15 protein-coding genes are annotated in these 15,174 nt (G+C 34.5%); 12 read left to right on the top strand and 3 right to left on the bottom strand.

The window, feature by feature from the left end; genetic code table 11:
• Position 1: 1 nt before the first annotated feature.
• The 6 genes from LZ578_RS00330 to LZ578_RS00305 all read left to right on the top strand — a co-directional run bounded on the left by LZ578_RS00330 (position 2) and on the right by LZ578_RS00305 (position 5,755).
• On the top strand, positions 2-1,138 hold the full coding sequence (locus LZ578_RS00330) for a glycoside hydrolase family 88 protein (protein ID WP_235145434.1): 1,137 nt from the start codon (positions 2-4) through the stop codon (positions 1,136-1,138).
• A gap of 33 nt (positions 1,139-1,171) precedes the next feature.
• Positions 1,172-2,491 carry an ABC transporter substrate-binding protein gene (locus tag LZ578_RS00325; protein WP_235145433.1) on the top strand — a complete coding sequence of 440 codons (1,320 nt, stop codon included), beginning with the start codon at positions 1,172-1,174 and terminating at the stop codon, positions 2,489-2,491.
• 117 nt (positions 2,492-2,608) lie between these two features.
• The gene (locus tag LZ578_RS00320; RefSeq protein WP_235145432.1) at positions 2,609-3,517 is read left to right on the top strand and encodes a carbohydrate ABC transporter permease; all 909 of its coding nucleotides are present in this window, start codon (positions 2,609-2,611) and stop codon (positions 3,515-3,517) included.
• A 75-nt stretch (positions 3,518-3,592) separates the two neighbouring features.
• Positions 3,593-4,363 carry a carbohydrate ABC transporter permease gene (locus LZ578_RS00315; protein ID WP_235146471.1) on the top strand — a complete coding sequence of 257 codons (771 nt, stop codon included), beginning with the start codon at positions 3,593-3,595 and terminating at the stop codon, positions 4,361-4,363.
• A 112-nt stretch (positions 4,364-4,475) separates the two neighbouring features.
• The gene (locus LZ578_RS00310; RefSeq protein WP_235145431.1) at positions 4,476-5,141 is read left to right on the top strand and encodes a hypothetical protein; all 666 of its coding nucleotides are present in this window, start codon (positions 4,476-4,478) and stop codon (positions 5,139-5,141) included.
• Complete coding sequence (locus LZ578_RS00305) at positions 5,138-5,755, top strand: YesL family protein (protein ID WP_235145430.1); 618 nt, start codon at positions 5,138-5,140, stop codon at positions 5,753-5,755. The genes LZ578_RS00310 and LZ578_RS00305 overlap by 4 nt, the downstream gene beginning before the upstream one ends.
• A 102-nt stretch (positions 5,756-5,857) precedes the next feature.
• Here the strand turns inward: LZ578_RS00305 and galT are convergent, their stop codons facing one another.
• Entirely contained in the window at positions 5,858-7,333 is a 1,476-nt protein-coding gene (gene galT, locus LZ578_RS00300; RefSeq protein ID WP_235145429.1) for a UDP-glucose--hexose-1-phosphate uridylyltransferase, read from the bottom strand.
• A gap of 28 nt (positions 7,334-7,361) precedes the next feature.
• Positions 7,362-8,534, bottom strand: coding sequence for a galactokinase (locus LZ578_RS00295; protein ID WP_235145428.1), 1,173 nt, complete (start codon positions 8,532-8,534; stop codon positions 7,362-7,364).
• 216 nt (positions 8,535-8,750) lie between these two features.
• Between LZ578_RS00295 and LZ578_RS00290 the strand changes: the two genes are divergently transcribed.
• The 4 genes from LZ578_RS00290 to LZ578_RS00275 all read left to right on the top strand — a co-directional run bounded on the left by LZ578_RS00290 (position 8,751) and on the right by LZ578_RS00275 (position 12,607).
• Positions 8,751-9,713: an ABC transporter ATP-binding protein gene (locus LZ578_RS00290; RefSeq protein WP_235145427.1), complete on the top strand. Its 963-nt coding sequence runs from the start codon at positions 8,751-8,753 to the stop codon at positions 9,711-9,713.
• Positions 9,706-11,220 (top strand): ABC transporter permease/substrate-binding protein, encoded by a 1,515-nt coding sequence (locus LZ578_RS00285; RefSeq protein WP_235145426.1) that lies wholly within the window; start codon positions 9,706-9,708, stop codon positions 11,218-11,220. Before LZ578_RS00290 ends, LZ578_RS00285 begins: the two co-directional genes overlap by 8 nt.
• 172 nt (positions 11,221-11,392) lie before the next feature.
• The gene (locus LZ578_RS00280) at positions 11,393-11,830 is read left to right on the top strand and encodes an N-acetyltransferase (RefSeq protein WP_235145425.1); all 438 of its coding nucleotides are present in this window, start codon (positions 11,393-11,395) and stop codon (positions 11,828-11,830) included.
• 24 nt (positions 11,831-11,854) lie between these two features.
• Positions 11,855-12,607, top strand: a complete 753-nt coding sequence (locus LZ578_RS00275; protein ID WP_235145424.1) for an NAD-dependent protein deacylase — start codon at positions 11,855-11,857, stop codon at positions 12,605-12,607.
• 38 nt (positions 12,608-12,645) lie between these two features.
• On the opposite strand, the gene LZ578_RS00270 is transcribed toward LZ578_RS00275, so the two are convergent.
• A complete protein-coding gene (locus LZ578_RS00270; protein ID WP_235145423.1) occupies positions 12,646-13,536 on the bottom strand; it encodes a cation diffusion facilitator family transporter in 891 nt (296 codons plus the stop codon).
• 170 nt (positions 13,537-13,706) lie between these two features.
• Between LZ578_RS00270 and LZ578_RS00265 the strand changes: the two genes are divergently transcribed.
• Positions 13,707-14,009, top strand: a complete 303-nt coding sequence (locus tag LZ578_RS00265) for an FAD/NAD(P)-binding protein (RefSeq protein WP_235145422.1) — start codon at positions 13,707-13,709, stop codon at positions 14,007-14,009.
• Positions 13,925-15,142, top strand: a complete 1,218-nt coding sequence (locus tag LZ578_RS00260; RefSeq protein ID WP_235145421.1) for an FAD/NAD(P)-binding protein — start codon at positions 13,925-13,927, stop codon at positions 15,140-15,142. The genes LZ578_RS00265 and LZ578_RS00260 overlap by 85 nt, the downstream gene beginning before the upstream one ends.
• Positions 15,143-15,174: the final 32 nt, after the last annotated feature.

Genomic DNA, 15,174 nt, shown 5'->3' with positions numbered 1-15,174 from the left:
TGTGGAAAATGAATTCTTATGGTTAAAAAATGATTTGGATTTTGTATTAGATCGAATTAGGAAGAATATTCCCGTTTTCTATAATAAAGTTCCGGGAGCAGCATCTCATCATTTGATTTATGAAGCAACCCCTAATAATTATTGGACGTCTAGTTTTTGGATTGGAATGTTATTTTTAGCAAAAGAGATAACTCAAACAAATGAGTTCGATGAAGTAATTTCAGTTCAAATGAAATCTTTTCAAGAACGTTTGGAGAATAAAGTAGAGTTAGAAACGCATGACATAGGATTTTTATATAGCTTATCAGCAGTAGCTGATTATAAAGTAAACGGAACAAAGACATCTAGAGACTTAATTGTTCAGGCTGCAGATTGCCTGATGGTCCGTTTTAATGAAAAAGCTGGAATTATCCAAGCGTGGGGAAATCTAGATGATCTAAATGAAAATGGAAGAATGATTATCGATGGACTGATGAATCTGCCACTCCTTTATAAAGCTAGTGAATTAACAGGGAATGACGTATACAAAAAAGCAGCTATTCGTCATGCAAAGCAAACTCAAAAGTATATCATTCGAGAAAACAATACTACCTATCACACGTATTTCTTTGATCGAAGAACAGGCGAAGGTGTGGAAGGTTCAACGGCACAAGGTTATTCAGATGACTCTTGCTGGGCGCGAGGTCAAGCTTGGGGAATTTATGGATTTACACTAAGTTATCTGCATTCTGGAGATTATACATTCTTGGAATCAGCTCAAGGACTGGCAGATTATTATATTTCTCGACTACCAGTAGATAACGTTGCTTACTGGGATTTAATATTCCAGGAAGGAAGCCAACAAGAACGTGATAGTTCAGCAGCAGCAATATCTATTTGTGGGCTTTTAGAATTAGCTAAGCAACTTCCACTCTCTAATTCAAATCGGAATAGATATGAAGAGGCTGCGATTAAAATCTCTAAAAGTTTAAGTGAGTTATATACAACAAAAGGAATTTCGGAAGCGAATGGATTATTGAAACATGGTGTATATGATAAAAATAGTAATAAAGGGGTAGATGAATCCGTAATTTGGGGTGACTACTACTATTTAGAATCATTAGTGCGTCTGTCTAGAAGTTGGAATATGTATTGGTAAAAAATGCAAAAATAAAAAAATGGAGGAATAAAAATGAAAAAGTTTAAAAACAAATTTACCTATGTAGCGTCTACTTTACTTTTAAGTACACTTATTTTGGGAGCTTGTGGAAATAATAGTGGAACTGAAGACAGTGGAAGCAAGGACTCGACAGTTGCAAATGGAAATGAAACGACTTTAACATGGGCTTTATGGGATAAAGATGCTACTGTTTATTATGAGCCACTTGTAGAAGCTTTTGAAGATGATAATCCAGGTGTGAACATTGAATTGTTGGATTTAGGTTCAACCGATTTCATGACTGTTTTAGGAACGCAGTTATCTGGTGGAGATGATAGTATTGATATTGTTACAATAAAAGATATTCCTGGGTATGCATCTTTAGTAAATAAGAATCAGTTAGAGCCATTGAGTGAATTAACAAAAGATGTTGATTTAAATCAGTATAGCGGTACAGTAGAACAAATTACGGTAGATGATGAATTTTATGGATTACCATTCCGTAGTGATTTCTATGTAATGTACTATAATAAAGATTTATTTGATGCAGCAAAGGTAGATTATCCACAAAATGGAATCACGTTTGATGAATATGATAAAACAATCAGAGAAGTATCAGAGAAAGCTACAGAGGCAAATGGAGAAAAAGTATATGGCGGCCATTACCACACATGGAGAAGTCAAGTTCAGTTATATGGAATACTCGATGGTAAAAACACTCTTGTAAGTGATGATTATTCTTTCTTAGAACCAGTTTATGAAAAAGTATTAGCTCAACAAGATGATGAAATTGTTCAAGATTATGCAGCATTAAAGACATCTAGTCTACACTATTCTGCAGCATTTTATCAGAATAATGTTGCTTCTCTCGTAATGGGAACTTGGTTCATTCCAACTCTATCTGAAGCAATTTCTAGTGGTGAGAGTGAGGATTTTGAATGGGGAATTGCAACCATGCCTTTAACAAACAATGCTCCTGAGGGAACTGCAGCTGGAACAATCACTTCTTTAGGTATTAGCTCCAATTCGAAAAATAAAGAAGAAGCTTATAAATTTGTTGAATTTGTATCTAGTGAAAAGGGTGCACAAATTATTGCAGAAACAGGAACTATGCCAGCAATCCAAACAGAAGAAGTTATAAACACTATTACTTCTAATGAAAGTTTCCCTTCAGATGAGCAGAGTAAAGACGCTCTACAAGTTGAAACAAATTACTTAGAATTACCATTAGATGAACATGCTGCAGAAGTAGAAACCATTTTAAATGATGCTCATGATAACATCATGACTAAAAATGCGGCGATAAGTTATGAACTGAAAAACGTTAGCGAACAAGTAGTAAAATTAAAATAAAAGAGATTATATGATGCAAGCCATAATCAGTAGAAAAGCTGACGATCATTTTCAAGAGTCAGCTTTTCTTAAAATGGCTTTTATTAAGAATATTTTTTATGAAAGGAAGGTAGACGGATGCAACAAACCACAGAGTTAAGTAAATCAGCTAAAAAAAGAAGATGGAAAGAAAATATAACAGCCTATTCTTTCATAATCCCTAACTTTTTAGGGTTCGCAATTTTTACTTTAGGCCCTATTCTTTTTGCAATTGTTTTATCTGTTCACGAATGGGATGGCAGTAATCCAATGAAATTTATAGGATTTGATAACTTTACCCGTATGTGGGGAGACACTCGAGTCAGAGATGCATTCCTGAATACGATGGTTTATGTAGTAAGTACGGTTCCATTGACCTTAGCTAGCGCCCTAGGTTTAGCTGTACTGTTAAATAGTAAAATAAAAGGAAAAAATATTTTTCGGACGATTAGCTTTTTCCCATATGTAGCATCTCTAGTGGCAGTTGCAGCGGTCTGGAATATGATTTTCAGTCCAGTAAATGGACCGATCAATGAAATTCTTAGAATGCTGGGTGTATTAAATCCGCCTAGATGGGCTGCAGATAAAGACTGGGCTATGTTTACTGTTGTTCTTTTTAGTGTTTGGAAACAAATGGGCTATTATATGGTTATTTTTTTGGCAGGTCTACAAGGAATTTCAGAAGAATTATATGAGGCTGCAGAATTAGATGGAGCTAATAAATGGAGTAAATTCAGGAATGTAACCCTTCCTCAATTACGTCCTGTGACATTTTTTGTATTAATGATGCTGACTATTAATAGTTTTAAGGTATATGATATTGTCTATATGATTACACAAGCAGGTCCAGGTACTTCTACTTTGGTTTTGGTATACGAAATATATAATACTGCTTTTAAAAACTGGCAACTCGGTTATTCTAGTGCTATTTCCATGTTGTTGTTTGTGATTGTATTGATTGTAACAGTTGTTCAGTTTAGAGGAGAACGAAACTTTAACAAAGAATAGGGAAGGGAGAGGATTACGATAAAAAAGCAAACGAAACTTTCAACTGTGCTAATATATGTTTTATTGATTGTGATCATGATTACGATGTTGTTCCCTTTCATATGGATGTTATCCTCATCAATAAAACTAGACAAAGACATTTTTTCATTTCCCATTCAATGGATTCCAAAAAATCCAGTTTGGAGTAATTACAAAAACATTTGGATTCGCATCCCACTAGCCAACTTTATTAAAAACACTGCAAAAATTACTTTAATTGTTACATTTTTACAACTTCTAACAAGTAGTTTTGCAGCATATGCATTTTCTAAGTTATACTTTAAAGGGAAGAACTTTTTATTCTTGGCTTATATTGCGACTATTGCTGTCCCTTGGCAAGCGTATATGGTTCCGCAGTTCATTATGATGAGAGAGTTTGGTCTAAACAATACTCATTTAGCCATCATCTTGTTACAGGCTTTTTCAGCCTTTGGTGTCTTCATGATGAGACAGTTCTATGAAGGAATTCCTGATTCTTTAATTGAAGCAGCTCGAATTGATGGAATGAATGATTATCAAATATATGCTAAAATCATGTTGCCCCTTTCCAAACCAGCATTATCCACTTTAACTATTTTTACATTTGTAAATACATGGAATGACTTTTTAGGTCCATTACTGTATTTAACAAGGGATGAATTGAAGACAATCCAAATCGGTTTGCGAATGTTTATTACGCAATATTCTGCTGAGTATGCATTGATAATGGCTGCTTCAGTAGTAGTTTTGATACCTGTCTTAATTGTATTTTTATCTCTACAAAAGTACTTTGTGCAAGGAGTAGCATCAGCAGGTGTGAAAGGATAAGTAGGAAGAAAATAGAGGGGATATTACACTTATGTAATGTTCACTCTTTTTTGTCATTATTCCTGTATAATACTTCTAACTAGTACTTCATACATAAGGGGATAAATAAAAGATGAAAAAGATTCACAATATAAAAGAAGCAGGTATACATTTTTGGGACTATTATAAAATACATGTTATTAGTATTATTGGTTTCATTATAATGATCCTTCTACTTGATTTTCCTGCTTTACTTACTAAACCGGAAACAAAATGGAATGGTACGTTAATTAATAGTCCTATAAAACAAGAAGAAGCAGATGGTTGGATGAAGGATTTCAAAGAGAATTATTTGAAAGATTTCAATGAAAATCATGAATACAGATTCGATACTTCCATTTCATTTTCTACCAGTGAAGAAGTATATACAGATTATGACCAAATGGGGAAATTTACTGCATTGATTGCCGGTCATGAAATTGATTTTGTTATTTCTGATAAAGAAACGATTCAACACTATGCAGAATTAGGTGGATTTATTGATTTGAAAAAAATGCTGGATGAAGAAGATATAGAAAATTGGAAGGCAGAATTTATTTATTTTAAGAATAACGAAAAAGAAATGAGTGCTTTTGGAGTTGATTTGACTGAATTTTTCTTAATCAATAAGACGAAGGCATCTGACTCGCCAGTTATTGGTGCAATTCCTATTAATTCGGAAAGAAAAGAAATGACGGTAGAATTTTTAATGTACCTTGCAGCCATGGAATATAAAGAAGGAAGGACTACACGAAAATGAAAACTTTTTTTGAATTGAATCATCCATTATGGAGAATGATGGGATTACTTTCTGATTTCATGATGCTTACTTTAATTTGGGCTGTTTTTTCTTTTCCGATTATCACACTAGGTCCTTCTACAGTGGCTTTTTCTCATGTAGGAATGAAATTGGCAGAGCAAAGCGGAAAAGGGGTAGTAAAAGAATTTATAGAAGTTTTTCTAAATAAATTCAAGTCCACTTTTCTTTTTGGATTGGCAACAGTATTGACTGGTCTATTTTTATTTATAGATATGAAGTTTCTTTATTCTTTTAATCAAGCAATTTCAACTTTTTTCCTCTTCGTTATCTTATTCATCAGCATTCTTTGTGTTTTTATGCTGATATATATCTACCCTCTGTTAGGGATAATGGAAATAAATAAAAAGAAAATAATGACGATATCTTTCTTCATGTCTCTAAAGTATTTGAAATGGACGGTCTTTCTCTTTATTATGGATGGATTCTTGCTTTTCCTTACCTTCTACATTGCCCCATATATTGTCTTTTTTACAATTGGAGGAATTGCCTATTTAAACGGAAAAGTGATTCACATGATTTTAGAAGAAAATCCTGCTCTCGTAAATGAGAAATAAAAAATGAAGAAGTTTGTTCATATAAAAATAGATTATAAACAAAACAGAGAACTTCCTACATGCATACTGGAAAATATTCCATGTAGGAAGGCCTCTGTTTTTTTAAAGTGTATCTATAAATCTGTAGAAGCCTTCTAAACCTTCCTTGGTTAATTTATAGATACCTGCATCTTCGAGAACGTGCAGAAATACTTCTCCGATAGCTTCTTGAACAACTTTCGTAACGTCTTTTTCTTCGCCGTTTACTGGAAAGGAAATCGTTCTAGCCCATTCCTCATGCATGTCTTCCATGGCATGTTCTTCTCCGCGTAAGAATTTTTCAACTTCAATCAGTTCCTCTTTCAGACGAGGAGGTAAAATAGCTAAACCCATTACTTCAATTAAACCAATATTTTCTTTTTTGATATGCTGAACATCAGGATGAGGGTGAAATAATCCTGCCGGAAATTCAGCGGTCGTTCGATTATTCCGTAAGACTAAATTGCATACGAAGGCTTCTCCGCTCCTACGAGCAATAGGCGTAACGGTGTTATGGGGTATGTCTTCTGTAAAAGAATAAACATCAGATTTTGGATCTGAATAGACGCGCCATTTATCTAAAATATACACGGCTGCTTTTTGTAGTTCATTCTTGTCCATACTTTCTAAACGGATGACGGACATGGGCCATTGAAGTATGCCTGCCTTCACATGGGGAAAGGAGGGCAAAGTAAACGAATCAAGTAAAGAAGCTTTATCCATTGCAAAGGTATGTTTTCCTCCTTGATAGTGGTCGTGGGATAGAATAGAACCCCCTACAATTGGTAGATCAGCATTCGAACCAACAAAATAGTGTGGAAATTGCTCAATAATAGAGAATAAGTTTTCGAAAGTACGTTCATTAATTTTCATAGGACGGTGTTCTTCTGCAAGGAAAATGCAATGTTCGGTATAATAAGCATAAGGTGAGTATTGAAGTCCCCATGTCTCTCCATTTAAAGGGAAACGTACAATGCGATGATTACTGCGCGCTGGATGAGTCAGAGTACCTGCATAACCTTCATTTTCCATACATAATGGACACTTTGGGTAGGAAGAAGTAGGTTGTGATTTAGCAGCAGCAATCTCTTTTGGATCTTTTTCAGGTTTAGATAAATTGATGGTTAGCTCAAGCTTTCCAACTTTTGTATCATGTTCGAATTCAATATTTTTTGCAATATCTTCCATTTTAATATAATCATTATCCATACTTAATTGGTAAAAATAGTCAGTAGCCATTTTTGAATCAGATTTATATTTTTCCCAGAAATGCTCGTTTAGACGAGAAGCATCTGGTGTCAGTAGTGCCATTATTTTGGCAGCAAAGATATTCTTTTTAAAAGGAATATCGATAATGATTCCTTTTTCTACTGCGTAATCGATAAAATATGGGATTAATGTTTTAGCTTCAGGAAGTGGGTTTGATTCCTGGATAGAAGGATCTAGCTCTTCTTTTTTTAGTAATGCTAATAATTCATTTTGTTTTAAAATACGATCCATTGGATGGATATAACCTTTCTTAATACCAAAGGTAAGAAAATCGACAATCAATTGGTCCATCGAGACTTCACTCCTTTAACTAGAAATATTATTCGGTAAGTTCTTTTGCTCCATCACCAATTTCAGCAATATAAAATTCAGCAGGATAGCCAATTTCTTTTTCATAACGGTCTCCAACTTGAGAAATAAAAGTGTTTGTTTCATCTTTTTTAACAATGGCAATGGCACAACCACCAAAGCCAGCTCCAGTCATACGTGCCCCTAATACTCCTGGTTGATCCCAAGCCGCTTCTACTAAGGTATCTAGTTCTATACCTGTTACTTCATAGTCATCACGTAAAGAAATGTGTGATTGATTCATTAGTTTTCCAAACGCATTTAAGTCCCCAGATTTTAATTTTTCAGCTGCAGTAATGGTTCGTTGATTTTCTGTAACGGCGTGACGGGCGCGTTTCATTAAAGTTTCTGTACTAATCATATTAATATTTTCGTCAAACGTTTTCTCGTCTAGCTCACCTAAAGACTGAATATTTAGTTTACTTTGTAATTCTGCTAAAGCAGCTTCACATTCACTGCGTCGTTCATTATATTTACTGTCCACTAGTTCACGGCGTTTTTTAGTATTCATAATGATGATTACATGGTCATCTAGTTCAACAGGTATTTTTTCATACTGCAACGTATTAGTGTCTAGAAGAAGAGCGGTATCTTTTTCACCCATCCCAACTGCAAATTGATCCATAATTCCACTATTGACACCCATGAACTCATTTTCTACTTTTTTCCCAATTTGAATTAAATCCAAACGCTCTAATTGTAAGTTCTCCATTTTTTCTAAAAGAACACCTATCAGTAGTTCTAAGGAAGCAGAAGAAGAAAGTCCAGAACCATTTGGTATATTTCCTTCAATAAGAATGTCAATTCCTTCATGAAGATCATGACCAGCTTCTTTTAGGTATTTCAAAACACCTTTTGCATAATTTGCCCAGCCATGTTCTTTTCTATACAGATCATCTTCTATATCAAAAGACAAAATCCCTATTTCAGGAAAATTTTCTGAGAATAAGCGCATTTCTTTTGAACCATTTTTAGCTGCTACTGCATAAGTGCCGATTGTAATCGCACATGGAAACACAAAGCCACCATTATAATCAGTATGTTCTCCAATTAAATTAATCCGACCAGGTGCAAAAAAAGAATGAGTTGGTTCCATTCCAAAGTTTTTCTTAAAAGATTTTTTCAATTTGTCTACTTGTTCCATTTCCATTCACCTCAAAAGTTTTATTTCTTCTATTGTAAAGGTTTTCTTTAGATTACTCAATACATAAAGTAAATAAAATTAGTAAATATTAAGTAAATTTATCGAATGACATTGATTTCTTTGGAAAAAGCATATAAAAGGTAATGAAATAAATAAAATGGTACAGTAAAAATAATAAAATTTTGATTTTTAAATAGAAAGTGAAGTGAGACTGAGATGATTACGTTTGAAAATGTTACTAAAAAGTATGAAGATGGAACGATTGCTGTAGATGGGGTAGATTTAAAGATCAATGAGGGTGAGTTTTTTGTCATTATTGGTCCTAGTGGTAGTGGAAAAACAACTTTATTGAAAATGATTAATCGCTTGATTGCTTTGTCAGATGGAACGGTGCGTATGCACGGAAAGAAGATTAGTGAGTATAATTTATACGAATTAAGATGGGATATTGGTTATGTTCTTCAACAAATTGCTTTGTTTCCTCATATGACTATTGAAGAAAATATTGAAATTGTACCTGAGTTGATGAAATGGCCTGCCAAAAAAATGAAAAGCCGTGCGAATGAATTAATGACAATGGTTGGTCTAGAACCAGAAAAATATGCATCACGTAAGCCCCATGAACTTTCAGGAGGCGAGCAACAAAGAGTTGGAGTTATTCGTGCCTTAGCTGCAGATCCTAAAATCATTTTGATGGACGAGCCGTTTAGCGCGCTGGATCCAATTAGTCGAGAAAAACTTCAAGATGATTTATTAGAATTAAAAAAACAACTAAAAAAGACAACTGTTTTTGTAACACATGACCGAGAAGAAGCGTTTAAGTTAGCTGATCGAATTTGTATTATGAAAGACGGGAAAGTCGTACAAGTAGGTACACCAGAAGAATTACTAAAACATCCGGTCAATGAATTTGTATTTACTTTTCTGGGAGGGGATCGTCAAAAAGAGACAAAACCTTTCAAATTAGAGACGATTATGCAGCCTATGAATAAAGAAATAAAGATGGATGATATTCGATTACCTTATACGGCATCACTGGAAGAAGTAGTACACATTCTTTTTGAAAATGATGCTCTTTTAATTGAAAAAGAAGATAAGATTATAGGAATGATTGATCGGTCAAAACTTCTTCTTTATTTAGCTGAAAATACGGAAGAGAGGGGGAATCAACATGAGTGAATTCATAAATGTATTTAATAATCGAAGTGGTGAGCTGTGGAGTTCAATAGGTGAACATATTCAAATTTCTTTTATCGCATTGTTGTTTGCGGTCTTAATTTCCGTTCCTTTAGCAGTCTATCTAACTAGACATAAAAAGGCAGCAGAAATTATTATTGGAATTGCTTCTGTCATCCAAACCATTCCATCACTCGCATTATTGGGAATTTTAATTCCTCTTCTTGGTATTGGTAAATTCCCTGCAATTGTAGCGTTAGTTGCCTATGCACTTTTACCGATTTTACGGAATACCTATACAGGAATTGTAGAAATTGATCCCTCTTTAATTGAAGCAGCTCATGCAATGGGGATGAATCCGCGTAAAAGATTAACTAAAGTAGAAATCCCACTAGCGTTACCAATTATTATGGCAGGTATTCGTACCGCTATGGTTTTAATAGTAGGGACAACAACGCTAGCCGCGCTCATTGGTGGAGGTGGCTTGGGAGATTTGATTTTATTAGGGATTGACCGCAATAACACAAATTTAATTTTACTAGGAGCCATTCCAGCAGCATTGCTTGCTCTGTTATTTGATTACCTACTTAAAAAATTTCAAAATCTTTCTTACAAAAAGGCAATGTTCTCAATTATAGGTCTAGGTGTAGTTGCTTTAGGTTTAGTCATAGCTCCTGTTTTAACTTCACAAAATCAAACACTAGTGATTGGTGCAAAATTAGGTGCAGAACCTGAAATTTTGATAAATATGTATAAAATTTTGATTGAAGAAGAGACAGATTGGAATGTAGAGTTAGAAGCAGGTTTAGGGAAAACAAGTTTTGTTTTCAATGCTTTAAGAACGGATAGTATTGATATTTATCCAGAGTTTACTGGTACAGCTATATCTGAATTTTTAAAAGAAACTGCGGTTAGTAATGAAGAGGAAGAAGTGTATCAACAAGCGAAAGAAGGCTTGGAGGAACAATTTGACTTGATTTTCTTAGAACCAATGGAATTTAACAATACCTATACTTTATCTGTAGAGAAATCTTTTGCAGAAACATACGGTCTAGAAACGATTACCGATTTGAAGAGTGTAGTTGGGGATGTTAAAGCAGGATTCACTCGTGAATTTGCAGATAGGGAAGATGGATACTTGGGAATTCAGTCTCTTTATGGAATCCAATTTGACAATTTAGTAACGATGGAACCCAAACTACGCTATACAGCAATTGAAAGTGGTGAAATTAATTTGATGGATGCTTATTCAACGGATAGTGAATTGCGTGAATACGGATTAACGGTTCTAGAAGACGACCAGAAGTTATTTCCGCCTTATCAAGGGGCACCATTGATGAGAAAAGAAACAGCTGAAGAGAATCCTGACGTTGTCGAAGCACTGAATAAGCTTTCAGGAAAAATAATGGATAGTGAAATGAGAGAGATGAACTATCAAGTAAACGTAGAAGGGTTAAATCCTGCAGATGTAGCTAAAGCATATTTGGAAAATGCAGGCTTAATTAAATAAAAAATGATAAATGATTAAAAATAAAGGGTAGCCACATTCAAGGGTTGCTTTTTATTTTGTTCATAACTATTGAAAGAGTGTACTTCTTCAATATTCAAAGCTTAAAAAAATGTAACTTATACGGTATACTAGATATGTGAAGAAAGACTCAAAGAGTATAAGAGGTGGATTTGTGGAGATTAGAGAAGCAAAAGAAGAAGAGCTTGATGAGTTAACCAATCTTTGGTTAGATGTCTCCCTTGAATCACATTCATTTATTAGTGCAGACTATTGGCTGGAAAATAAAGAATCGATTCGGGGATTATATCTTCCTTTATCTGAAAATTTGATTATTTTAGCAGATGACAAGGTGAAAGGGTTTGTTTCGATGATGGGAAATTACTTATCCGCTTTGTTCGTGTTTCCCGACTCTCAAGGACGAGGCTATGGGAAAAAATTAATCGAGTATGTGAAATGTGATAGAAAAATAATTCAATTAAAAGTGTACGAAAAAAATGAACGTGCCTGTCAATTTTATAAACAAAATGGATTTAAATTCAAAGAAAGAATGATAGATGAACCTACTGGTGAAAAAGAATGGTTGATGCAGTGGGAAAAAGAGAAAAAATAATAAATATTTGAGGAGAGATAGAAAATGGATACGAAAGTACAACTAGCTACTATGATTAAAGAAGCAAAACACATTGTAGCTTTTACTGGGGCAGGTATTAGTACAGAAAGTGGAATTCCTGACTTTCGATCTTCAGGAGGAATTTATGATCAATTAAGTAAAATGCAATATTCTGGTGAAGAAGCTCTTCATGTAGATTTCTTAGAACGTTATCCGGAACTCTTTTTCAAAAATTATCGAAAAACATTGGAGTTTCCAGATGCACAACCGAACTTTGGGCATATCTTTTTTAAAAAATTAGAAGAGAGTGGTAAAAAAGTAGATATCATCACTCAAAACATTGATCATCTTCATCAGGCCACAGGTGTTAGTCATGTTTGGCCCGTTCACGGAAATGCTAGTAAATGGAAAGTCCATCATTTTAATGAACCCGTTGCAACAGAAGAAAGGGTATGGGATGAAAAAGGAATTGCACGTAATCAAAAGGGAGAACTGATTCGTCCCGATATTGTCTTATATGGCGAGCCTTTGGATGAAGAAGTCTTTCAAAAAGCGTGGGAGGCCATAGCAGAGGCTGATTTGTTGATCGTAATTGGAACAGGATTGAATGTTTATCCAGCAGCGGGCCTTTTGGATGCATTTAGTGGAGAACATTCTGTCTTAATCAATCGAACCAGTGTACCTAGCTTGCAATCCTTTGATTTAATCTTTCAGGAAAGTAGTGGCGAATTACTGCAAGAAATATGGGAAGAGTATTTGATAGATTTACATACATAAAAAAAAGCAGATCACTGATTATCAAAGGTTCTGATTCCTCAGTGATCTGCTTGGATTTTTTCTATTGGTTCTACATGTACATCAATATCTTGAATACCATAACGGGCAGAAAGAAGCTCTTCTACTTCTTCAGTAATGCGATGTCCTTCTTCAACAGAAAGGCTGCCAGCAACTTTGATGGTTACATCGACATATATATTCGTTCCATAACTACGAGCTTTCAATTCACCTACGTCCATCACGTCGGGAATCGTTAAAATATTTTGACGGTATAGTTCTAGCTCTTCCGTTTCAAATCCATCTGATAATTTGAAACTACTATCTCTAAAAATTTCAAAACCATTTTTTAAGATAATTAAAGCAACAATAATTGCCATTGCACTGTCTAACCAATATAATTTGAAGATGGTACCAACAATTGCTATGGAAGTTCCTAAACTGACCAAAGCATCTGCTAGATTATCTTTAGCAGCGGCTCTTAATCCGCTACTTCGAACTTCTTTAGCTAAACGGATATTGGCTAGATAAACACTAAACATTACAATTGTAGAAAATAGGCCGACAAGAGCTGTTCTGCCATCAGGTATAGGAAGCTGCTCTCGGCTGAAGAGATGATTAATACTGGAATAAGCTAATTGAAATCCAACTAAAAGCATAATAAAAGAAGTGACTAAGCTACCGATCGTTTCAGCTTTCCAATGCCCATACGGATGGTTATCGTCCGCAGGTCTTCTGGCTGTTCGTAAACCAATCAAAATAGCAATCGAAGAAATGACATCTGTTAAGTTGTTGAATCCATCTGCAAGTAAAGAAACGGAATGAAAAAGATTTCCTACAATAATTTTTAAAAGCGATAGGAAAACATAAGCAACAATACTACGGATCGCTCCTTTTTCAGCTTTTTTGAGTTCTTCATAACGTTTTTCCATTTCAATCTCTCCTTTCCCTTTAAATGATTTTGAATGAGTCAATAGTTTCAATTTTACACGTTGAAAAAGGTTGTTGCAACCAGAATGGATTTAATCTGATAAGAATTAAAGTAATATTGAATTAATTTTTGAAAAAATAGAAATTTCAAATGATAAATGGAGGCTACTATATGAAAATTGCCATTGTTGGCATGGGAGTTGCTGGAGTAAGTGTTTTAAAAGAAATGAGCAAATATCCCATTTTTAAAGATCAAGAAATTGTTATATATGATTCACCCGAAACCATAGGAACTGGACTTCCGTATCAGCCAGATACAGATGTATTATTGCTAAACCAGCCCGCTGATACAATGAGTATGGACCAAGATAAAAAATTAGGTTTTGCAGAATGGATAGAAGAAAAAAAGGTTATACGGATGCTGCTAAAATACACTTCCCAAGACCATGGTATGGCGAGTATTTACGTGAAGTGATGGACCAAGCCATTCAAGACCTGAATGCTACCGTTATCTTGGAAAAGGTTACGGATCTCGACTTATTAGAAAATGGAAAAATCCTTGTACATTCGCCTTCTTCAGTAGAAGAATTTGATCTGGTACACCTTTGTGTAGGTCATATGGCCTATCAGGACCCTTATGATTTATATGGTAACCCCCGTTATATTCACAACCCATATCCTGCCGAAGAGAAGTTACAAATAATTCCACAAGGATCACGAGTTGGAATTATTGGTACTGGATTAACAGGGTTAGATATGATGCGCTGCCTAAAAATGTTGAAAGAAGACATGAAAATTTATTTTGTTTCAGATACCGGTCGCTTTACTACTGTTCGAGTGCATGAGCCTGCATTATCCTTACAGTATGTGACTCTAGAAAATCTTGAACTTGAAAAACAGAGACAAAATGGCTTTGTTTCTTTAGATAGAATGATAGAGTGGTTTGAAAAAGAATGTGAATCACTTGGCATCAACTTAAGTGAAACAATAGCTAAATTTGGTCAAGGAACAAAAGAACAATTAGAAAGACAATTGATTGATAATGAAAAATTTGGGGTTCTTCAAGCTATTATTCATCATATGGATTATTATCTTCCAAATTATTGGTTAGCATTAAATGAAATAGATAAAAAAAGATACAGACAAGAATATAAAGGTCTTTTTGAGTTGATTCGAACGTCCATTCCTCAAGAAACAGTAAATAATCTCCTTACTTGGTGGGATAGTGGTCAAGTTTCTGTATTCAAAGATATGGAGTCTGTAACTGAATTTCCAACGGAATTTGAAATTGGTTTTTCAGGAGGTAGAAAATTGAAAGTGGACTATCTCATTAATTCAACGGGACAAAACAAACAAATTAAAATTTCTAAATACAATAGTGCATTACTAAATAACACACTAAACAAGCGGATTCTTCAACCAGAACCCTTCGATGGCGTTCAAGTTACTTGGCCAGATTCTTGTGCGGTCAGTCAACGCTATGGTGTAATAGAAAATTTATTTGTTCATGGACAAATTATTGAAGGATTACAATATGGAAATAATTCAGCAGGTATGTTGTTGCGACATGCAGAAGAAGTAGTTAGGAAGCTTGTTGAAAAAATGTAGATAAAAGAAAGAGTTGGGACAAAAGGTTCCAG

The organism is Jeotgalibaca sp. MA1X17-3 (genome assembly GCF_021513155.1).
In the GTDB taxonomy this organism is placed as follows: Bacteria; Bacillota; Bacilli; order Lactobacillales; family Aerococcaceae; genus Jeotgalibaca.
Note: the sequence above shows the minus strand (reverse complement) of the source record. Positions and strands in the feature narration are given on the sequence as shown.